The sequence below is a fragment of the Butyricicoccus pullicaecorum DSM 23266 genome (genome assembly GCF_900167005.1).
GTDB classification, from domain to species: domain Bacteria; phylum Bacillota; class Clostridia; order Oscillospirales; family Butyricicoccaceae; genus Butyricicoccus; species Butyricicoccus pullicaecorum.
The window spans coordinates 30,338-50,676 of record NZ_FUXW01000016.1 but is presented as its reverse complement, the minus strand read 5'-3'; the positions used below and the strand labels follow the sequence as shown (position 1 = coordinate 50,676).

Below are 20,339 nucleotides of genomic sequence, written 5' to 3'. Positions count from 1 at the left end.
ATCAGACCGTTTTCATCCTTGATGACGATGAAATAGCGCAGCACTTGTTCTCCATTATCCGCCAGACACCGCAGCTCATAAATTCCAAAGCACAGCTGTTCACAAACCTGCTGCATGTACTTCCATTCTTCTGTTGTATTGATCCTTGCATCTTCCATATTCATTTTTCTCCTTTCTTGTCGGTCTCTGTTTTATGCTATGCATTTGGAAAAATATGTATTATGTCATGAATATTCATCCACAGGTTTTCAAGCATCCCCTGAATTTCTTGCGAGAAAATCATGCATTGCACAAGTTCTTCTGCTGCCTGTTGCAAGCGAGAAAATATTCTTTTGGCATGACAATATCATCCTCTGTCAATATTTTCCTTATGGTATCTATTTTCTCGTTTCTTGTTCAAAGGCGATAAAATGAAAAAAGGCACTTCATATAAGCCCATCTGCTATCAAATGAGCTTACATTAAGTGCCTTGCAAACTTTTATGATGTTTGGGGCTTATCTCCGTTTTTTCTCGCCGAAACTTATAAGAACAAAAGCTGTCAAGGGTTCATCCCCTGACAGCTTTTTTATATTCACAGAAGAAAATCAGTTAACGAAAAAACGATCATCTTGCCCTGTGTCTCTCTTCTCCTGGCGTAGGCCAGCAACGCTCCGGCTTGACTGGGCGTGCGATGTACATAGGCAATCAAATGGTCGGCGTGCTCAACTGCGCAGCGGTTCGCACGTACAATTGCAAAACGATATGGTACATGTTCCATTTGGGATGGATACCAGATATGGTCAAATAGGTCGGTCTGGATGGACGAAGGTTTTTCCGCGTAATATGGCTGTAAGAGCGTTAATATCACCTGTGGATATTCCTCTTTCACACATCGTACGGCATGTGCTGCCAAACGATCAAATTGCCCATATCTTCCTACTACAAATTCATTCACACCATATTCTGCAACATGCTGTCGAACAGCTCTTTGTAAAGCCGGATAAACTGTCTCTTCTGTATCTCGATGTCCGATCATAAAACAAATCTTTCGCTTCATACCATCACACCCTGCATAGTTCATTCTTTCGTAAAAATTATACGATTAAAATGATTAAATTGCAACGATATGTCGAAGTATAATTTACGAAGAACACAACGAAAGGGGTATGTGCGGTGAACGATATTCTTTCCACCATCACCAAGCACCGTCAGTCGCGCGGCTGGACAGAATATCAGCTTGCCGAGCGTTCTGGGCTTCCACAATCCACAATTTCTTCCTGGTATCGCAAAAATCTCATTCCCACCATCCCCTCATTAGAGAAAATCTGTCGTGCATTTGGCATTACACTCTCTCAGTTACTAGCAGATGATGCGTCAGCGGTTGTTTTAACCGATTGCCAAAAAGAATTACTGAGCCGTTGGGCACGATTGAACGAAAAACAGCAAAAGGTCATCTTTGATCTGATTGATTTAATGTAAAAAACACAAAGCCGCCGGTATCCCTCAGATACCAGCGGCTTTTCTGCTGTAAAAATCGATTTTAGATGACCGTTGCGTCGGTGATGCCCTCTTCCAGCGAACCAGCTGCGCAGGCGATGCCTGCCTTACCGGCAAACCAGAAGGTGAACGCGCCCTGATCGTCAACCGACAGCGTGCGCAGCGACATGCGCGATGCAGCCGGCTTTACGGTCTTGATCTGTGCACGGGCAGCAAGCTCCCACTTCTCGGCCTCCTGCTGAAGTGCGCGTGCAACCTCGCGGGGCTTGGTCTCTTCCATGTCCTCGACCTCGAGCGTGATCTTCTTCTCACGCCAGTCGATCTCGCACTGGTAAACGCAGGTCTCACGGTCAAACGTGAATACGCCAAAGTGCTCGTCCTCGACGGTCTTCTCGGCAACCTGCTCGGCCAGCAGGGCTTCCATCTCCTCGTCCTTTGCCGGTGCGGGCAGCTCGGTCATCCACAGCTTGCCCTGCTCACCCTTGGCCACCTTGACGCGCACTAGGGTGTCGGACGGCAGAGAAATACGGAACAGCTGGGCACGTGCCGGTGCAGCCAGGGCTGCCAGTTCGAACAGACCCTCCTGTACCTTGCCGTTGTCCAGACGCTTATAAGCGGTAATGCTCTTGCGGACGATCACTTCTCCCTCGTTGGGGGTGGGCTGTACGTAAGCCACGTCTACGTCCGTCAATGCAACAATTTCAAATTGCTCTGTCATTGGGGTTCTTCCTCCTTGTCTTATCCATTATACCACAGCGGCAGGCAAACATCCAATACCAAACACGAAACCACGTGCCGCTGATGGTATAATTATAAAATAAAAGTATAATAGCCGTTTTATGGCTATTATACCACAGCTTTCGGTCAATTTTAACCCTAAATCTCGCTTTTTCCATGACCCGTGGCAACTTTTTAAAATACATTCTATCGCAGCCGATGATCGGCCAAAAAGCTGAAAGATCGTCGCTCTGCGCCTATTATACCTGATTTTTCGCCGCTTGTCATCCTTCGTTCTTAGAATTGACAAGAGAAAGTCTGCCCGTTATAATGAAATCAGATTCATGACTTATATATGCTCATAATCGGTTGAGCGTTTCTACCAACTGCCGGAACAGTTGACTATAAGTCCTCCACCATGCGGGGACTCGTCCTGCTTCCCAGTTGTTTTTTTATTTTTAGGACGTTTTTCCGCGCATTTCCCTACGCTAGGAGGCATATATATGACGAATTCTTTTGTACTCAAGGGCGATATTCTCTGGAGCCGCACCCCGCAGGACATGACCATCTGTGAAAATCAGTATGTGGTCTGTGAGGATGGTGTATGCGCCGGTGTCTTCCCCACCCTGCCCGAACGCTTTGCATCGCTCCCGGTGCACGACTACACCGGAAAGCTCATCATCCCCGGCCTGGTCGACCTGCACGCGCACGCGCCGCAGTATGCGTTCCGCTCGCTCGGCATGGATCTCGAACTGCTGGACTGGCTGGACACCCAGACCTTCCCGCAGGAAGCACGCTATGCCGACCCGGACTATGCACGCCGTGCGTACACGCTGTTTGTCGACGATCTGCGCCGCAGCTCGACCACCCGCGCCGTGCTGTTCGGCACGCTGCACGTGGACGCAACCCTGACCCTCATGGGTCTGCTCGAGGACAGCGGTCTAATCACCCGTGTGGGCAAGGTCAACATGGATCGCAACAGCCCGGACTGTCTGCGTGAGGAGAGCGCCGCGGCGTCACTCGCTGCCACCCGTCAGTGGCTGGACGGCTGCCGGGACTTCACCCGCTCCCGTCCCATCCTGACCCCGCGCTTTATCCCGAGCTGCTCGGACGCGCTCATGGAAGGTCTGCGCGACCTTCAGCGCGAGACCGGTCTGCCCGTGCAGTCCCATCTGTCGGAAAACCAGGGCGAAATCGCCTGGGTATCCGAACTGTGCCCGGATTCGACCGGCTACGGCGATGCCTATGACCGCTTCGGTCTGTTCGGCGGCGACGGCTGCCCGACCATCATGGCGCACTGCGTCTGGTCGGATGAGGCAGAGCGGGCACGGATGAAGCAAAACGGCGTGTTTGTTGCGCACTGTCCCCAGTCCAACGTCAACCTGTCCTCGGGCATCGCACCCGTGCGCGCCTTCTTAAACGAAGGGCTGTCGGTTGGTCTGGGTTCGGACATCGCAGGCGGTGTCCACCTGTCCATGCTGCGCGCCATCGCAGACACCATTCAGGTATCCAAGCTGCGCTGGCGGCTCCAGGATGCTTCTCTCGCCCCCATCACCCTGCCCGAAGCCTTCTATCTGGCCACCCGCGGCGGCGGCGCATTCTTCGGCAAGGTCGGTGCATTCGAGTCCGGTTTCGAATTTGACGCACTCGTCCTGGACGACGCAATGCTGCCCTGTCCGTTCGACCTGTCCCCGCTGGAGCGCCTGACCCGCGTGGTCTACCTCGCAGACGACCGTGCGGTCGCTCATAAGTATGTTTCGGGCCTTAAACTTATGTGAAAGGAACCTTTTTCCCATGATTTTATCCGGCAAGGAAATCGAAAAGCACCTCGGCAAGGAGATCGTCATTGAACCCTACGATCCCAGCCGCTTAAACCCCAACAGCTACAATCTGTCGCTGGCAAACGAGCTTTTGGTCTACGAGCACGACGTTCTGGACATGAAGACCCCCAACCCGACCCGCCATCTGACCATTCCCGAAGAAGGTCTGGTGCTTGAACCCGGCCGTCTGTACCTCGGACGCACCAACGAGTTCACCCGCACCGACGGCTTTGTCCCCATGCTCGAGGGTCGTTCTTCGACCGGTCGTCTGGGTCTGTTCATCCATGTCACCGCCGGTTTCGGCGACGTTGGCTTTGCCGGTTACTGGACGCTGGAAATCTTCTGTGTCCAGCCCATCCGCATCTATCCCAATGTAGAGATCTGTCAGATTTACTATCACGACATTCATGGTGAGTACGAACCCTACAAGAGCGGCAAGTATCAGAATAACATGGGCATTCAGCCCAGCCTGCTCTACAAGGATTTCGAGAAATAACCGTCCGCCGCGCGCGCAGCACGGCGGTATAAAGGAGGGAATCTCTTATGGCAGTTGGTCAGAGTATCCCACGCGTAGATGCGTTCGCAAAAGTCACCGGAGAGGCAAAGTACACCGCCGATCTGGTCCCCGCGAACGCCTACGTCGCGAAGATCGTGCGTGCACCGGTCGCAAGCGGCTGGGTGCGCGGCTTTGATCTCACTGAGGCGCAGGCCGTCCCCGGCGTTGTGCGTATTTTCACCTGTTTCGACGTGCCCGACATTCAGTTCCCGACCGCCGGGCACCCCTGGTCGACCGTTCCGTCCCATCAGGACATCTGTGACCGCAAGCTGCTCAATGCGCATATCCGCGTGTGGGGCGATGAGATTGCGGTTGTGGTTGCCCGTGACCGTATCAGCGCCGAGCGCGCGGCGCGGCTGGTCAAGGCAGACATTGAGGTCTTGCCCGCACTGTCCACGCCCGACGAGGCGATGGCACCCGGTGCGCCCTGTCTGCACGAGGAAAAACCCGGCAATGTGGTGGTGCACTCCCAGTTCCATCTGGGAGACGGCACCTTTGATGAGGCTGCCGCAACACCCGGCGCGGTCGTCGTATCCGGACATTACAGTGTGCCCGCTGTGCAGCACTGTCACATGGAGCCCGTGCACTCGTTCGCGTACATGGAAGGACAGAAAATCACGGTGGTCAGTTCCACCCAGATTCCCCACATCGTGCGCCGCGTGTGCGGTCAGGCGCTGGGCATTCCTTGGTCGCGTGTGCGCGTCATCAAGCCCTACATGGGCGGCGGCTTCGGCAACAAGCAGGACGTTCTGGTCGAACCCCTGGCCGCATGGCTGACCACCCAGCTCGGCGGCCACGCGGTCAATATCGAGCTCAGCCGCGAGGAAGTGCTGGGCTGCACCCGCACCCGCCACGCCTTTGACTGGGACGTGCAGGCGGTCGCAAGCCCGGACGGCACGCTGCTCGCACGCACCTACTGTGCAAAGTCCAATCAGGGCGGCTACGCTTCGCACGGTCATGCGATTGCTGCCAATGCGGCAAATGTTTTTAAACAGTGCTACCGCGACCGCGTCTCGCTCGACTCCGAGAGCTACACGGTCTACACCAACCGCCCGACTGCCGGCGCCATGCGCGGCTACGGCATCCCGCAGGGCTGCTTCATCACCGAGGCGCTGACCGATGATCTGGCTTACGCGCTCGGCATGGACCCGCTGGAATTCCGCCTCAAAAACTGCGTGCAGGCCGGATACGTCGACCCGCACAACGGCATCACCATGCACGCTTACGGTCTGGATCAGGTACTGGAAAAAGGCCGTGCGGCGATTGATTGGGACGCAAAGCGCCGTCTGTACCAGAACCAGACCGGCGACCGCCGCCGCGGCGTGGGCATGGCGCTCTTCACCTACAAATCCAACGTCTATCCCATCTCGCTCGAGACCGCATCCTGCCGCATGATGCTGCATGAGGACGGCCGCGTGACCGTGCAGATGGGCGCGACCGAGATCGGACAGGGCGCGGACACCGTGTTCACCCAGATGGCAGCCGAGTCCATCGGCCTGCCGGTCGATGCCATCGATATCCAGTCGGTGCAGGACACCGACGTTTCCCCCTTTGACACCGGCGCTTACGCCTCGAGGCAAACTTACGTCAGCGGTATGGCGTGCAAGATGACTGGTGAAAGTCTGCGCGGCAAGATTTTGGACTATGCCGCAGGTATGCTGGAGCGTTCGGCTGAGGGTCTGACCATCACAGACGGTCAGATTGTGGACGAAACCGGTCAAACCGTGCTGACCGTTGCCGATGTGGGCATGGAAAGCTGTTACAGCCTGACAAACAGCCGCCATCTGACCGCTGAAGAGACCTATCACTGCGAGCAGAACACCTTCGCCACCGGCGCATGCTTTGCCGAGATCGAGGTCGACCTTGCACTCGGTCAGATTCACGTCCTGCGCCTTGTCAATGTGCATGACAGTGGACGGCTCATCAATCCCAAGCTCGCCGAGGCACAGGTACACGGCGGTATGAGCATGGGTCTGGGCTACGCACTGAGCGAAGAGATGCTCTTTGACGATGCCTGCAAGCCGCTCAACGCAAACTTGCTCGACTACAAAATCCCGACCGCGATGGATACCCCCAAACTAGAGGCACTCTTTGTCGAGGTGGACGACCCGACCGGCCCGTATGGCAACAAGGCGCTCGGCGAGCCGCCTGCCATCCCGGTCGCACCGGCCATCCGCAATGCGCTGCTTCACGCGACCGGTGTGTCGGTACATTCGCTGCCGCTCACCCCGCAAAAACTCATCGAGCACTTCCGTGCCGCCGGACTGTTAGGAGGCGAAGACCATGTTTGACATCAAACGGCTGTATCCTGCCAAAGATTTGAACGATGCGCTGTGCGCACTGGCAGACGACCCGGAAAGTATGGTCATCGCGGGCGGTACCGACGTCCTCATCCGCGTGCGTGAGGGCAAGGCTGCCGGGGCTTCGCTCGTGTCCATCCACGAACTGCCCGAGCTGACCGGCGTGCGCATGGAGGCTGACGGTTCCATCGTCATCGGCGCATGCACGAGCTTTGCCCGCATCACGGCTGACCCCATCATTGAGGAGTTTGTGCCCTATCTGGGTGAGGCGGTCGATCAGGTCGGCGGCCCGCAGACCCGCGAGGCGGGTACCATTGGCGGCAACCTGTGCAACGGTGCGACAAGTGCCGACTCTGCCCCCATGCTGCTCGCGCTGAACGCAGAACTGACGCTGCAAAGTGCTGCCAGCAAGCGTGTGGTACCGGTGACCGCATTCCATACCGGTCCGGGACGCACGGTACGCAATCGAGATGAAATTTTGACCGAAATCCGCATTTTCCCGGCTGATTTTCAGGGATTTGGCGGTCAGTACATCAAATACGGCAAGCGTGCCGCGATGGAAATTGCAACGCTCGGCTGTGCAGCGCTCGTAAAGCCTGCCACCGACCAGCGCACGGTCGCCGATCTTCGACTGGCCTATGGCGTGGCAGCCCCCACGCCCATCCGCTGCACCGAAGCCGAGACACTCGCACACGGCGAAGTGCTCACCGACGCGCTGCTGGGTGAGATCGCCCGCACCGCTGCCGCACATGCTTCGCCGCGCTCGAGCTGGCGCGCCAGCCGCGAATTCCGCTTGCAGCTCATCACCGAACTCGCCAGACGCGCCATCCGCAGCGCCTGGACACGTGCAGGAGGTGTGTTCTAATCATGCGCAATCTCATTTCTTTGACCGTCAACGGCGTGCCGACCACGGTTGCCGTAGAGGACGGTGAAGCCCTGCTCGATACCCTGCGCGACCGTCTGGGTCTGACCAGCGTCAAGCGCGGGTGCGAAGTCGGCGAGTGCGGCGCGTGCACTGTGCTCATCGATGGAAAAGCTGTCGATTCCTGCCTGTATCTCACGGTCTGGGCTGAGGGTAAGTCGATCTTGACCGTGGAGGGTCTGCGCAAGGCCGACGGTACATTGTCCCCCATTCAGCAGGCATTCATCGATGAATGCGCCGTGCAGTGCGGATTCTGTACTCCGGGTCTGATTCTGTCCGCACTTGAAATTGTAATGAGTGGGAAGGAATATACCCGAGAAGAATTGCGTAAACGCATTTCCGGGCATTTGTGTAGGTGTACAGGATATGAAAATATTCTGAATGCGGTGGAAAAAGCGATTCAGATGAGCCGCTCTGCACCGCAGCCCAAATAAAGCTTTCGCTCAAGCCTTTCTCGAAAGGCTTGCGGGTTCTCAGGGCAGAGCCCTGAGTCGGACTCCGCAGAGTCCGAAACTCCCCTTTTGATTCCGGTCAAAAGACCGGAATCAACCAAAACCAAAAATAAAAGCGCGACCCGCAGGTCGCGCAATCTCTTGGAAAGGCCGTCCAAAAGGGACGGTCTTTCCTTTTTGTTTGCTTTGATTGAAACCCGGGTCGGACACCGGGTTTCAAGAGAGATTTCGCCATCTGCGGATGGCGACCAGGTTCCACCTGGACGGGCCAGCCTACGCGGCTGGATCGCGCCGGGCCTCAGGCCCGGACCCAATTTCGCCCACGGGGCGGGATTCCGTTTCTTTTACTTACCTTCAATCGCGTCGATTGCGTCGATGACCGCCGAGCGGAAGCCATGGTGCTCGAGTGCGCTCACGCCCTTGATCGTCGTACCACCCGGCGAGCAGACTGCGTCCTTCATTGCGCCCGGATGGGTACCGGTCTCGACGTGCATCTTACCCGTTCCGCACAGTGCCTGACCTGCCAGACGATACGCAAGTGCACGCGGCAGGCCGTGCTTGACGCCTGCATCGCCCAGAGCTTCCAAGAACATACTAATAAACGCAGGCGAGCAGCCAGCAACCGTACCTGCAACGCTCAGAAGATGACTCTCGACCGGCTGAATGAGTGCCGACTTCGAGAAGATCTGCTCAAAAGCTGCAAACTCGTCCGCAGTCAGGCTATGGGTCTGCTCGCAGACGATAATACCCTCACCGACCGAAATTGGCGTATTCGGGATGGTGCACAGCACGTGCAGGTCGTCGCCCATGAGCTCATTGAACTTATCATACGTATAGCCCGCTGCGACCGAAATAATGATCTTATCGGTCAGCAGATCGTGCAGAGCAGGAACGACCTTGGGAATCATATAGGGCTTGATGGCGATGACTACCAAATCAACCTGCTCAATCATTTCCTCTGCCGAATGGCAGGGCACCATGCCGCTCGGCTGGGTATTGCGGCACAGCTTTTCCCAATCCTTCGCGCAGGCGTAAATGTCCTGCGGTGCGACGGACTCGGTCAGCAGCAATCCCTTTGCCATCGCCTGTGCCATATTGCCAAAGCCTAAAAATCCGATCTTCATACGGTTTTACCTTCCTTTCCGGTTGCATCATAATATACTTCGTCTAAAATCAGGCCGTGCGGCGGCATGGTGATGCCAGCACTTGCACGGTCTAAACTGTCCAGAATCGCGGTCATTTCCTGCGCATTTCGCTTGCCCTGTCCGACCTCGACCAGCGTACCTGCCAAAATACGCACCATATTCTGCAAAAATCCGGTTCCTTCAAAGGTCAGGCGCACCTCGTCGCCCAATCGCTCGACCCGTGCCGTGTGCAGTGTGCGCACGGTGGACTTCTTCATCTTTTTATTGCCGCAGAACGCCTTAAAATCATGCGTTCCGATGAGCAGATCGGCGGCGTGCTGCATCTGCACGGTATCCAGCTTCTGTTCCATCCGGCACAGGTATTTGCGCTCGAACACGTTGGGCGTGTCGCTGTTCCAGATGCGGTATACATACCGCTTGCCGGTCGCGTTCAGTCGGGCGTGGAATCGGTCGTCCACTGTCTCACATGCCGTGACCGCGATGTCCTCGGGCAGATAGCGGTTCAAATACGCACGGATGTCGTCCGGCGTGCGGTCGGTGTTGATCTTGAAGTGCGCGACCTGCGCCCGGGCATGTACACCCGCGTCGGTGCGTCCCGCGCCGTGAATCTCAACCTTATGTCCGGTCATCTCACTCAGCACGGCCTCGATCTTGCCCTGGATGCTCTGTCCGTTGCCGATACGCTGCCAGCCCTGATACCGACTGCCGTCATAGCTGACGGTAATGCGGAAATTTCGCATATTGGGGGTTTCTCTCCTTTCCCCTCGTTTGGTCTATTGTCTTATTATAGCATACCGGCTGCCAAAAACGCAGTCCCTGTTCGGATATTTTCCGTTTTCTCATCTTACATAACTTTTTAGTCTCCATTTCTTTACTTTCTTTGCATTCTTACAAATTTTCTGTCGTTATGTGACTTAGTCTCTTCCCTTTGCAGGTCAGATATGATATAGTCGAAGTAATACTTTCCACGCAAAAGGAGGACTTTTCATGAAGAAATCCCTCATCCTGCTGCTGGCGCTGCTGATGCTTTCGGGCTGCGGCAATTCGGCAGGCACGACACCGAACACAGACTCGTCTGCGCCGCGTTCCAGTCAGACCGATGACACCCAATCGAACGACAGCGCAGCGTCGGAATCCTCAGACGACAGCACGGCATCGGAATCTTCGGATGACAGCGCCGAGACCTTCCAGCTGACCTTTACCGCCAAAGATCTGGCCGGCAACGAGGTCGATCAATCGGTATTTGCAAATGCGAAGCTGACCATGATGAATATTTGGGCGACCTTCTGCGGCCCGTGCATCAATGAGATGCCCGAACTGGGCGAACTGGCTGCCGAAGGCGGCACGAACTACCAGATCATCGGCGTGTGCGCCGACCTCAACGGCACTGAGGATATGCTGGAAGATGCCAAGGAGATCGTCTCCCAGACCAAGGCAAACTATCTGCACCTCCAGCCCTCGGAAGATCTGTACCCGGTTCTGACCGCTTCGTCCTCGGTTCCCGTGACCTTCTTCTTTGACAGCGAGGGTAAGCTGGTCGGCAAGGGCATTCTCGGTGCACAGAAAAAGGATACTTGGTCTCAGGTCATCTCCGAGCGTCTGGAAATGGTCAAGGCCGACGAGACCACTTCTGCGGAGGACAGCACCAATGACGCGGCGTAAGGCATGGATTGCACCCGCGCTGCTGCTCGTGGGCATCGGCATGATGATTTACGGCGCAATGGACGGCGAAGCCGAAATCGTGCTGCGCAAGGCTGCGACCATCTGTCTGGAATGTATCGGGGTGGGCTGACATGAAACATCTTCGTTTGATCGTTCAGGCCTGCTTTGCCGCACTGACCAACGGCTATGTGCGCGGTTTTGTGGAGGGCAAGATTTACTCGGGACCGCTCAAGCAGCTGTGCGTTCCCGGACTCAACTGCTATTCCTGTCCGGGTGCGCTCGGCGCCTGTCCCATCGGGGCCTTACAGGCCGTTCTGGGCAGCCGCGGACGGCAGTTTTCCTTCTACGCAATCGGTTTTCTGGTTGCGGTCGGTGCGCTGTGCGGCCGCTTTGTGTGCGGCTGGCTGTGTCCGTTCGGCTTATTTCAGGAGCTTGTGCACAAAATCCCCTTCCCGAAAAAGCTCAAAAAGCTGCCCGGAGACAAGTTCCTGCGCGCGCTCAAGTATATCGTGCTGGTACTGTTCGTCGTGATTCTGCCGCTGACTGTGGTGAATATCGTCGGCATTGGCGACCCGTGGTTCTGCAAGTATATCTGTCCATCCGGTATGCTGTTCGGCGGCATTCCGCTGACCATTCTGGACGAGGGCATCCGCTCGGCAGCCGGCATGCTGTTTGCATGGAAATTCTTCATTCTGGCCGTCGTGATTCTTTTGAGCATTGTGGTCTATCGGCCATTCTGCCGCTATCTGTGCCCGCTCGGCGCGATTTACGGTCTGTTTAACCCGGTCGCGCTGCTGCGGTACGAAGTCGATTCGGACAAGTGTATCGACTGCGGTAAGTGCAAAAAGAGCTGTCCGATGGACATTGACCTGCACAAGGAACCCGGCAGCAAGCTGTGTGTGCGCTGCGGCAAGTGCAAGAAGAACTGTCCGACCGGGGCAATCTATAATCCCGTTCTGGCGGCGATGCACAAGCACGCGGGACATACCAAGAATCCGTCTGTTTGACTACAAAATAAGACCGCTCCAAGTCGGGAGCGGTCTTTTGTCATCTCAGCGGAATTTCCACGTTATTTACTTTTACCTTGGCGACCTTCGCCGGGTCGATCAGGATTTTGTCCCAATCCGCGGTCTGATAATCATGATAGATGACCGTCGTACCCGCGTCCTCATCGCACTGGCTTCCGGCTCCGCCCCACTGCGGGTTTTCGTAGAGCACATTGCCGTCTGCATCATATACCGTCAGTGCACACATGAGGCAGTCCCCATCCTTTGCACGGTTTTCCGCGTGATGATGCAGCACACTGCCGCCCGAAATGCTCACTTTCACACCGAACGGCGAGACCGTAATCTCGTCCAGCGTCGCCGTACCGCCCAGATATTCGACCGGTTTGTCCACCGCATACGTGGTGTCCGCGGTCGGATAGTCCAGCTTGACGTCCTCAAACTTCCAGACGTGGTCGGTCATCAGGATTTCGTCATAGCGGTCGGTTTCCGCATTCCAGTCCAGACGATAGACCGAATTGATGGTCAGATCGACTGTCTTGCCCTGCAAGCTCTGCGGCTCTGCCCTGCTGTCGGGCGCGACATTCATGTGCCAGACAAAGTGCAGCGTGCTGCCGTCCGGCCCGTCATAGGGCGGCGCTTCATTGATACCGCCGCCAATGGTCGCTCGGCTGCCATCCGGGAAAGTCATATCGTAATCCCCGAACCGATAAGGTTCATTGGGGTCTGTGCCCTCGGGTACGGTCAGTTCCACACCGATATACAGCATGTTCTCGCTGCCCACGCAGTCGGTCAGTGTGACCGTCCAGCCGTCCGCTGTCTGCGTGCGTCCAAGGTCGGTCTTGTATGCCTCGTAGACCGGCTGTGACTCATAGGTCCACAGATGCCGCAAGGTATCGTGCAGGACGGCCGCGCCCGCTGTCGCAGCCAGCACCACACAGGCTGCCACGGCAAGCACGACGGCACGACGCTTTCTGCCGCACTTTTTCGCGGTTTGCGGTGCGCTCTGCTCGTGCAGGCGGTCAATTAGCTGCTGCTTGCTCTGCGCACTCAGCCGTACCTTGTCCAGTTCATCCCGATATTGTCTGTTCATTCGGCTCACCTCCTAATTGTTTGCGCAGCTTGCGTTTGGCACGGGTCAGATGAGTGGAGACCAGATTGGGCGGCAATCCCAACAGTTTCGCGATCTCCCCGACCGCATATCCCTCATAATAGTGCAGATAAATCACCTTTCGATATTTGAGCGGCAGACTCTGCACGGCACGCAGCACGGTATCGTCTCCCGGTTCGGGCAGCTCGACCGTGAGCGCTGCGCCCTCGTCCAATCCGACCGTGCGGCGAAACCACGCGCTGCGCTTGATGTCCTTGCACACATTGATGGTCACGCGCAGCACCCAGGCGCGCTCGGCTTCCGGGCTGTCGTCCGGACAGTCATGCGTCATCAGCCGCAGCAGCACGGTCTGGCATACGTCCTGCGCATCGTGCACGTTGCCAAACCAGGTATAGCCGATGCGCGTAATCCGGTCGGCATAGGTATGCACCAGAAATTCGATCCTGTCAGCAGACTGCATCTGCTCACCCCCTTTCACCTATCAAACGAAATCACCCTGCGCATTCCGTCAAGTACGCACAAAAAAAGGACGCAGCTTTTTGCGCTGCGTCCCAATCTTATATTTACTGTACAGCTTCGAGCAGAGCGTTCTTGACGCGCCAGAGCTTGGTCGAATAATCGACGTAGTAGGTCTGGGGATTCTCGAAGCGGCGAGTCTGCTCCCAGAGGGTCTCGATCTGGTCGTGGCAATACTGGCGAACCTCTTCAACCGGCGGGCATTCATAAACGCACTCGCCCTTGTCAAAGAGCTGCACCTGCAAGGGCTTGACCACGTAATCGGTGACAATCTTCTTCTTCCAAGTGTGGATGGGATGGAACAGCATGTAGGGCTGCTCCTCGTTGATGACCTCATCGCGCAGCGTGAGCACATCGCCCAGCGCCTTGCCGGTCAGCTTATCAAAGAAGCGGTAAGCCTGCTTAAAGTGCGGGGTGGTGATCTTCTCGACGTTCTCAGACACCTTGATCTTGGGGATGATCTCGCCCTTTTCGTCCTCAACGGCAACCAGCTTGTAGACACCGCCGAAGACCGGCTCCGACTTGGAGGTGATCAGGCGCTCACCGATGCCGAAGGAGTCGATCTGTGCGCCCTGACTGAGCAGGTCGCGTACCAGATACTCGTCGAGCGAGTTGGATGCCATGATCTGCATATCCGAGTATCCCGCCTCGTCCAGCATCTCACGTGCCTTGATGGACAGGTAAGCGATATCGCCCGAGTCCAGACGGATGCCCTTGGGACGGATGCCCATCGGTGCCAGCACCTCGTTTGCCACGCGGATGGCGTTGGGCACGCCCGACTTGAGTACATTATAGGTATCAACCAGGAAGACACAGTTGTCCGGGTAGATCTCGGCGTAAGCCTTGAACGCCTCGTACTCGGAATCAAACATCTGTACCCACGAGTGTGCCATGGTGCCGCCTGCCGGGATGCGGAAATCGCGGTCGGCGATGACGCAGGCCGTGCCCTGGCAGCCGCCGATGTAGGCTGCGCGTGCACCGTAGACCGCGCCGTCGTAGCCCTGTGCACGGCGCGAACCGAACTCGAGCACGGTACGGCCCTGCGCTGCACGGGTGATGCGGCTGGCCTTGGTGGCGATGAGCGTCTGGTGGTTGATGGTCAGCAGAATCATGGTCTCGACAAACTGTGCCTGTACCATGGGGCCTGCAACGGTTACAATGGGCTCACCCGGGAAAATCGGGGTGCCTTCGGGAATGGCCCATACGTCGCACTCGAACTTGAAGTCCTTGAGATAGTCGAGGAACGCCTCAGAGAAGCATCCGCGGCCGCGGAGGTACTCAATATCCTCCTCGGTAAAGTGCAGATTCTTGAAATAATCTACCAGCTGCTCGACACCGGCCATAACGGCATAGCCGCCGCCGTCCGGTACCCGACGGAAGAACATATCAAAGTATGCGCGCCGGTTTCCCATGCCCTTTTCGAAGTATCCGTTGGCCATGGTGAACTCATAAAAATCGGTCAGCATGGTCAGGTTCTTATTACTCATCATAGCGTTTTACCTCTTGTTTATAAAGAGGCGTCCTCACCCGGGACGCCTGACAGAATCGAATATACTGCTATTTTAGCCCTATCCCATCAAAATAGCAAGAGATTTGTTGTTTTTTCAGTGGAATTTCGTGTCTCATTTTTTCTGCCATTCATGCACAGTTTGTATATTTATACGCTGTATAAAATATTTATAAAATTTTTCTTGCATTCTCAATTTTACGGGTGTATAATAAGCCCATCGAAAAAAACACGTGATTCCGGAGGGGATTTCAAATGGAAAAGAAATATAACAAAGTTGTTTTAGCATATTCCGGCGGCCTTGACACCTCGGTTCTGATTCCGTGGCTCAAGGAGCACTATGGCTGTGAGGTTATCGCAGTTTCCGGCAACGTCGGTCAGGGCACCGAGCTGGACGGTCTGGAAGAAAAGGCACTCAAGACCGGCGCTTCCAAGCTGTACATCGAAGACCTGAACAAGGAATTTGTTGACGACTTCATCATCCCGACCATGCAGGCTGGCGCAACCTACGAGCAGTACCTGCTCGGCACCTCCTTTGCAAGACCGATCATTGCAAAGCGCATCGTTGAGATCGCGCTGAAGGAAGGCGCAGACGCCATCTGCCATGGCTGCACCGGTAAGGGCAACGATCAGGTACGTTTCGAGCTGGCGATCAAGGCATTCGCTCCGCACATGGACGTGATCGCTCCCTGGAGATTCTGGGAACTCAACAGCCGTGAGAAGGAGATCGAGTACGCAGAAAAGCACAACATCCCGCTCAAGATCAACAAGGAGACCAACTACTCCAAGGACAAGAACCTGTGGCATCTGTCCCACGAGGGCCTCGACCTCGAAGACCCGGCAAACGAAGCTCCCATCAACAAGCCCGGTTTCCTCGAGCTCGGCGTTTCTCCCGAGCAGGCTCCCGACGTTCCGACCTACGTCACCATCCACTTTGAAAAGGGCGTTCCGACCGCTGTCAACGGCGAGGAAATGGATTCGGTTACCCTCATCCAGACCCTCAACAAGCTCGGCGGCGAGAACGGCTGCGGCATCCTGGACATCGTCGAGAACAGACTGGTCGGCATGAAGTCCAGAGGCGTTTATGAGACCCCGGGCGGTGCCGTTCTGTACGCAGCGCACCAGAAGCTCGAGGAGATCACCCTCGACAAGGAGACCCAGCACTACAAGCAGCAGCTGGCTCTCAAGTTTGCCGATCTGGTTTACAACGGCCAGTGGTACACGCCCCTGCGTAAGGCAATGAGCGCGTTCGTCACCTCCACCCAGGAGACCGTTACCGGCGACGTTAAGCTCAAGCTGTACAAAGGCAACATCATCCCCGCATCGGTCACCTCTCCGTATTCGCTGTACTCCGAGGATATCGCAACCTTCGGCGAGGATCATTCCTACAATCAGGCCGATTCCGCAGGCTTCATCAACCTCTTCGGTCTGCCGCTCAAGGTTCGTGCAATGAACGACCTGGCTCTTCAGGAAAAGACCGGCGCTGGCTTCCCCTCTGTGGAATAAATTTGACAAAGAAACGGATGGGGCGAGGCAACTCGCCCCGTTCTTCCGTCCTACCACTTTATCACTCTATCACGAAACGAGGACTTTACAGATATGGCTAAAATGTGGGCCGGCCGGTTCCAGAAGGAAACCGACGCCGTCGTCAACGACTTTAACTCCTCCGTTATGTTCGACTGCCGGATGTATGCCGAGGATATTCAGGGCTCGATCGCACACGCGACCATGCTCGGCCGTCAGGGCATTATCCCCCAGGACGATGTACACAAGATTATCGAGGGCCTTCAGGGCATCCTTGCCGATATTGAAGCGGGCAAGATCCACTTCTCGCCCGAACTCTACGAAGATATCCACATGGCAAACGAGCAGCTCCTGACCGAGCGCATCGGTGACGCGGGCAAGCGCCTGCACACCGCACGCTCGAGAAACGATCAGGTCGCGCTCGACATGCGTCTGTATGTCCGCCGTGAAATCAAGGAGATCCGCGCACTGGTGCTGGGCTTCATGCACGCGCTGTGCGAGGTCGCTGCCAAGCACACCGAGACCGTTATGCCCGGCTACACCCATCTCCAGCGTGCGCAGCCCATCACCTTCGCCCATCACCTCATGGCTTACGCCAATATGTTAAAGCGCGACGTGCGCCGTCTGGACGACTGCCTTTCGGGCATGGACGCGCTCCCGCTCGGCTCGGGTGCACTGGCCGGCACGACCTACCCCATCGACCGCGCATTCGTCGCTGAGCAGCTGGGCTTCTCGGCCGTCATGGACAACTCGCTCGACGGCGTATCCGACCGTGACTACTGCATCGAGCTGTGCGCCGACCTGTCCATCCTGATGATGCACCTGTCCCGTCTGTCCGAGGAAGTCATCGCGTGGTGCTCGTGGGAATTTAAGTTCATCGAGCTGGACGATGCCTATTCCACCGGCTCGTCCATCATGCCCCAGAAGAAAAACCCGGACATCTGTGAACTCATCCGCGGCAAGACCGGCCGCGTATACGGTGCGCTGACCACCCTGCTGACCTTCATGAAGGCCATCCCGCTCGCATACAACAAGGATATGCAGGAAGACAAGGAAGCCACCTTTGATGCCATCGACACGGTCAAGAACTGCCTGCGCGTCATCGCGCCCATGTTCCGCACCATGACCGTGCTGACCGAAAACATGAAGAACGCTGCAAAGCGCGGCTTTATCAACGCGACCGACTGCGCCGACTACCTGACCAAGAAGGGTATGCCCTTCCGCGATGCCTACAAGGCAACCGGTACGCTGGTGCACTACTGCATCGAGCAGGGCAAGACCCTCGACACCCTGTCTCTGGACGAGTACAAGGCAATCACCCCCATGTTCGAGGACGACGTATACCACGCAATCGACCTGTCCACCTGCGTGCGCGAGCGCCGCTCGATCGGCGGCCCGGCGCCCGATGAGGTCGCACGTCAGCTCAAGGTCATCGAGGACTTTCTCGCGGCTCAGGGAGGCGAAAACTGATGCGCCCCAAAATTTACATCGACGGCAAGGAAGGCACGACCGGCCTGCAAATCTATGAGCGTCTGGGCGCACGCGACGACCTCGAGCTGCTGCTGATCGACGAAGAGAAACGCAAAGACACCGAAGAACGCCGCAAGTTCTTGAATGCAGCCGATATCGTGTTCCTGTGCCTGCCCGATGCGGCGGCACGGGAGGCCGTCTCCCTGATCGAAAACGATCACACCCGCGTCATTGACGCATCCACCGCACACCGCACGGCAGACGGCTGGGCATACGGTTTCCCCGAGCTGTCGGACGATCACCGCGCAGCTATTCAGACTTCCACCCGTGTGGCAAACCCCGGCTGTCATGCCACCGGCTTTATCGCCTCGGTCTATCCGCTGGTCGCCCACGGCGTGCTGTCCGCGACCGACGCGCTCACCTGCTTCTCGCTCACCGGCTACTCGGGCGGCGGCAAGAAGATGATCGCATCCTATGAGGCCGAGGACAAGACAAACGACCTGTATGCCCCCCGCGTGTACGGTCTCAACCTCCAGCACAAGCACCTGCCCGAAATGCAGAAGGTGTGCGGTCTGGCAACGCCTCCGGTCTTCTGCCCGGTCGTTGACGACTACTACAAGGGCATGGCGACCACGGTCATGCTGCCCGACCACAACGTGCACATCGTATGGCAGGCGCTCAGCGCACACTACGCCGGTCAGAAGATGGTCAAGGTCGCGCCGCTCGGCGAGGGCGCACCCATGATCTCGGCCAACACCTTTTCTGGCCGCGACAGTCTGACCCTGTACGTGCACGGTCACCGCTCGCAGACCATCGTTACCGCACTGTTCGACAACCTCGGCAAGGGTGCGTCGGGTGCGGCCGTTCAAAATATGAATCTCATGCTCGGCCTGGACGAGACCACCGGGCTGACCCTGTAAGGAGGTTTTTCCTCATGTATGAAATCATCTCGGGCGGCGTAACCGCTGCACAGGGATTCTCTGCCGGCGCGACGCGCTGCGGCATCAAGGCTTCGTCCCAGAAGGACGACACCGCAATTATCTTCTCGGAAATCCCCTGCACCGCTGCCGCTGTCTATACCAAAAACCGCGTCAAGGCTTCGCCCATTCAGGTCACCCGTGACCATCTGGCAAATCAGGTCGCACAGGCAGTCATCGTAAACTCGGGCAACGCCAACGCCTGCGCACCCGACGGCATGGAAAATGCTCAGCGCGAAGCCGCTGCCTGCGCAAAGCTGCTGAACATCCCGGAAAATGACGTCATCGTCTGCTCGACCGGCGTCATCGGTCAGCGTATCAACATCGAGTGCATCGAGGAAAACCTGCACACCATCACGCTGACCCCGGACGGCTCGGACGCGGCGGCAAACGCCATTATGACCACCGACACCGTCCCCAAGACCATCGCGGTATCGTTCACCGCCGGCGGCAAGACCTGCCATCTGGGCGGTATCTGCAAGGGCTCGGGTATGATTCACCCCAACATGGGCACCATGCTGTGCTTCCTCACCACCGACTGCGCAGTCGACGGTGATCTGCTGCAAGCCATGCTGCTCCGCGCCGTTCAGAAGTCCTTTAACCGCGTCTCGGTCGACGGCGACACCTCGACCAACGACACTTGCTGCATTCTGGCCAACGGTATGGCCGGAAACGACAAGATCGCAGACGCTTCCAGCGCAGACGGTCAGGCATTCTACGAGGCACTCGAGGCAGTCTGCATCACGCTCGCACGCAAGATCGCGTCGGACGGCGAGGGCGCTTCCCGCCTGATTACCTGCACGGTCTCGGGCGCTCCCGACGAGGACACTGCGGAAGGTCTTGCCAAGGCTGTGTGCAAGTCCTCGCTCGTCAAGGCTGCTATGTTCGGCGCTGACGCAAACTGGGGCCGTATCCTGTGCGCGATGGGCTATTCGGGTGAGGAATTCGACCCCGAGACCGTTGACGTGTCCTTCTCTTCCAAGGCCGGTGCAGTCGCTGTGTGCAAGGCTGGCCGTGCACTCGACTTTGACGAGGAGATTGCAAAGAAGGTTCTGCTCGAGGACGAGGTCTTAATCGACGTTACCCTGCATGCCGGTGACGCTTCGGTCACCGCCTGGGGCTGCGATCTGACCTACGATTACGTCAAAATCAACGGCGATTACCGCACCTAAGGAGAAT

At 56.8% G+C, this 20,339-nt stretch carries 20 protein-coding genes and 1 riboswitch; of the genes, 13 read left to right on the top strand and 7 right to left on the bottom strand.

The window, feature by feature from the left end; translation table 11 throughout:
* Positions 1–572 precede the first annotated feature (572 nt).
* Positions 573–1,037: a hypothetical protein gene (locus B5D52_RS14175; RefSeq protein WP_040332880.1), complete on the bottom strand. Its 465-nt coding sequence runs from the start codon at positions 1,035–1,037 to the stop codon at positions 573–575.
* A 116-nt stretch (positions 1,038–1,153) separates the two neighbouring features.
* On the opposite strand from B5D52_RS14175, the gene B5D52_RS14170 reads away from it, so the two are divergent.
* A complete protein-coding gene (locus tag B5D52_RS14170; protein WP_073993782.1) occupies positions 1,154–1,459 on the top strand; it encodes a helix-turn-helix domain-containing protein in 306 nt (101 codons plus the stop codon).
* A gap of 61 nt (positions 1,460–1,520) precedes the next feature.
* Here the strand turns inward: B5D52_RS14170 and B5D52_RS14165 are convergent, their stop codons facing one another.
* A complete protein-coding gene (locus B5D52_RS14165; RefSeq protein WP_016148534.1) occupies positions 1,521–2,195 on the bottom strand; it encodes a hypothetical protein in 675 nt (224 codons plus the stop codon).
* Between the two features lie 328 nt (positions 2,196–2,523).
* Positions 2,524–2,619, top strand: a riboswitch (purine riboswitch).
* Between the two features lie 78 nt (positions 2,620–2,697).
* Between B5D52_RS14165 and B5D52_RS14160 the strand changes: the two genes are divergently transcribed.
* The 5 genes from B5D52_RS14160 to xdhC are packed head-to-tail and all read left to right on the top strand — an operon-like array spanning position 2,698 to position 8,226.
* The gene (locus B5D52_RS14160; protein ID WP_016148535.1) at positions 2,698–3,972 is read left to right on the top strand and encodes an amidohydrolase family protein; all 1,275 of its coding nucleotides are present in this window, start codon (positions 2,698–2,700) and stop codon (positions 3,970–3,972) included.
* A gap of 16 nt (positions 3,973–3,988) precedes the next feature.
* Positions 3,989–4,510: a dCTP deaminase gene (gene dcd / locus B5D52_RS14155; RefSeq protein ID WP_016148536.1), complete on the top strand. Its 522-nt coding sequence runs from the start codon at positions 3,989–3,991 to the stop codon at positions 4,508–4,510.
* 47 nt (positions 4,511–4,557) lie between these two features.
* Positions 4,558–6,861: a xanthine dehydrogenase subunit XdhA gene (xdhA, locus tag B5D52_RS14150; protein ID WP_016148537.1), complete on the top strand. Its 2,304-nt coding sequence runs from the start codon at positions 4,558–4,560 to the stop codon at positions 6,859–6,861.
* Positions 6,854–7,735, top strand: coding sequence for a xanthine dehydrogenase subunit XdhB (gene xdhB, locus B5D52_RS14145; protein ID WP_016148538.1), 882 nt, complete (start codon positions 6,854–6,856; stop codon positions 7,733–7,735). Before xdhA ends, xdhB begins: the two co-directional genes overlap by 8 nt.
* Before the next feature lie 2 nt (positions 7,736–7,737).
* Positions 7,738–8,226, top strand: a complete 489-nt coding sequence (gene xdhC / locus B5D52_RS14140; protein ID WP_016148539.1) for a xanthine dehydrogenase subunit XdhC — start codon at positions 7,738–7,740, stop codon at positions 8,224–8,226.
* Positions 8,227–8,588: 362 nt separating this feature from the next.
* On the opposite strand, the gene proC is transcribed toward xdhC, so the two are convergent.
* Positions 8,589–9,368 (bottom strand): pyrroline-5-carboxylate reductase, encoded by a 780-nt coding sequence (gene proC, locus B5D52_RS14135; protein WP_016148540.1) that lies wholly within the window; start codon positions 9,366–9,368, stop codon positions 8,589–8,591.
* Complete coding sequence (gene truA, locus B5D52_RS14130; RefSeq protein WP_016148541.1) at positions 9,365–10,129, bottom strand: tRNA pseudouridine(38-40) synthase TruA; 765 nt, start codon at positions 10,127–10,129, stop codon at positions 9,365–9,367. The genes proC and truA overlap by 4 nt, the downstream gene beginning before the upstream one ends.
* Before the next feature lie 247 nt (positions 10,130–10,376).
* Here truA and B5D52_RS14125 point away from each other — a divergent pair, with 247 nt between their 5' ends.
* The 3 genes from B5D52_RS14125 to B5D52_RS14120 are packed head-to-tail and all read left to right on the top strand — an operon-like array spanning position 10,377 to position 12,058.
* Positions 10,377–11,051, top strand: a complete 675-nt coding sequence (locus B5D52_RS14125; protein WP_016148542.1) for a TlpA family protein disulfide reductase — start codon at positions 10,377–10,379, stop codon at positions 11,049–11,051.
* On the top strand, positions 11,038–11,181 hold the full coding sequence (locus B5D52_RS16260) for a CD1871A family CXXC motif-containing protein (protein WP_016148543.1): 144 nt from the start codon (positions 11,038–11,040) through the stop codon (positions 11,179–11,181). Before B5D52_RS14125 ends, B5D52_RS16260 begins: the two co-directional genes overlap by 14 nt.
* A gap of 1 nt (position 11,182) precedes the next feature.
* Positions 11,183–12,058 (top strand): 4Fe-4S binding protein, encoded by an 876-nt coding sequence (locus B5D52_RS14120; protein WP_016148544.1) that lies wholly within the window; start codon positions 11,183–11,185, stop codon positions 12,056–12,058.
* Positions 12,059–12,098: 40 nt separating this feature from the next.
* Here B5D52_RS14120 and B5D52_RS14115 read toward each other — a convergent pair whose 3' ends face one another.
* The 3 genes from B5D52_RS14115 to B5D52_RS14105 all read right to left on the bottom strand — a co-directional run bounded on the left by B5D52_RS14115 (position 12,099) and on the right by B5D52_RS14105 (position 15,169).
* A complete protein-coding gene (locus tag B5D52_RS14115) occupies positions 12,099–13,148 on the bottom strand; it encodes a DUF4179 domain-containing protein (RefSeq protein ID WP_016148545.1) in 1,050 nt (349 codons plus the stop codon).
* Positions 13,126–13,626: an RNA polymerase sigma factor gene (locus B5D52_RS14110; protein WP_016148546.1), complete on the bottom strand. Its 501-nt coding sequence runs from the start codon at positions 13,624–13,626 to the stop codon at positions 13,126–13,128. Before B5D52_RS14110 ends, B5D52_RS14115 begins: the two co-directional genes overlap by 23 nt.
* Positions 13,627–13,729: 103 nt before the next feature.
* On the bottom strand, positions 13,730–15,169 hold the full coding sequence (locus B5D52_RS14105; protein WP_040332986.1) for a nicotinate phosphoribosyltransferase: 1,440 nt from the start codon (positions 15,167–15,169) through the stop codon (positions 13,730–13,732).
* Positions 15,170–15,444: 275 nt separating this feature from the next.
* On the opposite strand from B5D52_RS14105, the gene B5D52_RS14100 reads away from it, so the two are divergent.
* The 4 genes from B5D52_RS14100 (at position 15,445) to argJ (ending at position 20,332) form a co-directional block, all read left to right on the top strand.
* Positions 15,445–16,695: an argininosuccinate synthase gene (locus tag B5D52_RS14100; RefSeq protein ID WP_016148548.1), complete on the top strand. Its 1,251-nt coding sequence runs from the start codon at positions 15,445–15,447 to the stop codon at positions 16,693–16,695.
* A 93-nt stretch (positions 16,696–16,788) separates the two neighbouring features.
* The gene (gene argH, locus B5D52_RS14095; protein WP_016148549.1) at positions 16,789–18,183 is read left to right on the top strand and encodes an argininosuccinate lyase; all 1,395 of its coding nucleotides are present in this window, start codon (positions 16,789–16,791) and stop codon (positions 18,181–18,183) included.
* Positions 18,183–19,103, top strand: coding sequence for an N-acetyl-gamma-glutamyl-phosphate reductase (argC, locus tag B5D52_RS14090; protein WP_016148550.1), 921 nt, complete (start codon positions 18,183–18,185; stop codon positions 19,101–19,103). Before argH ends, argC begins: the two co-directional genes overlap by 1 nt.
* A 14-nt stretch (positions 19,104–19,117) precedes the next feature.
* Positions 19,118–20,332: a bifunctional glutamate N-acetyltransferase/amino-acid acetyltransferase ArgJ gene (argJ, locus tag B5D52_RS14085; RefSeq protein ID WP_016148551.1), complete on the top strand. Its 1,215-nt coding sequence runs from the start codon at positions 19,118–19,120 to the stop codon at positions 20,330–20,332.
* Positions 20,333–20,339: the final 7 nt, after the last annotated feature.

Excerpts from the sequence above, each read along its gene's own strand:
- B5D52_RS14175 (WP_040332880.1), bottom strand. The coding sequence starts at position 1,037 with ATGAAGCGAAAGATTTGTTTTATGATCGGACATCGAGATACAGAAGAG.
- B5D52_RS14165 (WP_016148534.1), bottom strand. The coding sequence starts at position 2,195 with ATGACAGAGCAATTTGAAATTGTTGCATTGACGGACGTAGACGTGGCT.
- B5D52_RS14160 (WP_016148535.1), top strand. The coding sequence starts at position 2,698 with ATGACGAATTCTTTTGTACTCAAGGGCGATATTCTCTGGAGCCGCACC.
- dcd (WP_016148536.1), top strand. The coding sequence starts at position 3,989 with ATGATTTTATCCGGCAAGGAAATCGAAAAGCACCTCGGCAAGGAGATC.
- xdhA (WP_016148537.1), top strand. The coding sequence starts at position 4,558 with ATGGCAGTTGGTCAGAGTATCCCACGCGTAGATGCGTTCGCAAAAGTC.
- xdhB (WP_016148538.1), top strand. The coding sequence starts at position 6,854 with ATGTTTGACATCAAACGGCTGTATCCTGCCAAAGATTTGAACGATGCG.
- xdhC (WP_016148539.1), top strand. The coding sequence starts at position 7,738 with ATGCGCAATCTCATTTCTTTGACCGTCAACGGCGTGCCGACCACGGTT.
- proC (WP_016148540.1), bottom strand. The coding sequence starts at position 9,368 with ATGAAGATCGGATTTTTAGGCTTTGGCAATATGGCACAGGCGATGGCA.
- truA (WP_016148541.1), bottom strand. The coding sequence starts at position 10,129 with ATGCGAAATTTCCGCATTACCGTCAGCTATGACGGCAGTCGGTATCAG.
- B5D52_RS14125 (WP_016148542.1), top strand. The coding sequence starts at position 10,377 with ATGAAGAAATCCCTCATCCTGCTGCTGGCGCTGCTGATGCTTTCGGGC.
- B5D52_RS16260 (WP_016148543.1), top strand. The coding sequence starts at position 11,038 with ATGACGCGGCGTAAGGCATGGATTGCACCCGCGCTGCTGCTCGTGGGC.
- B5D52_RS14120 (WP_016148544.1), top strand. The coding sequence starts at position 11,183 with ATGAAACATCTTCGTTTGATCGTTCAGGCCTGCTTTGCCGCACTGACC.
- B5D52_RS14115 (WP_016148545.1), bottom strand. The coding sequence starts at position 13,148 with ATGAACAGACAATATCGGGATGAACTGGACAAGGTACGGCTGAGTGCG.
- B5D52_RS14110 (WP_016148546.1), bottom strand. The coding sequence starts at position 13,626 with ATGCAGTCTGCTGACAGGATCGAATTTCTGGTGCATACCTATGCCGAC.
- B5D52_RS14105 (WP_040332986.1), bottom strand. The coding sequence starts at position 15,169 with ATGAGTAATAAGAACCTGACCATGCTGACCGATTTTTATGAGTTCACC.
- B5D52_RS14100 (WP_016148548.1), top strand. The coding sequence starts at position 15,445 with ATGGAAAAGAAATATAACAAAGTTGTTTTAGCATATTCCGGCGGCCTT.
- argH (WP_016148549.1), top strand. The coding sequence starts at position 16,789 with ATGGCTAAAATGTGGGCCGGCCGGTTCCAGAAGGAAACCGACGCCGTC.
- argC (WP_016148550.1), top strand. The coding sequence starts at position 18,183 with ATGCGCCCCAAAATTTACATCGACGGCAAGGAAGGCACGACCGGCCTG.
- argJ (WP_016148551.1), top strand. The coding sequence starts at position 19,118 with ATGTATGAAATCATCTCGGGCGGCGTAACCGCTGCACAGGGATTCTCT.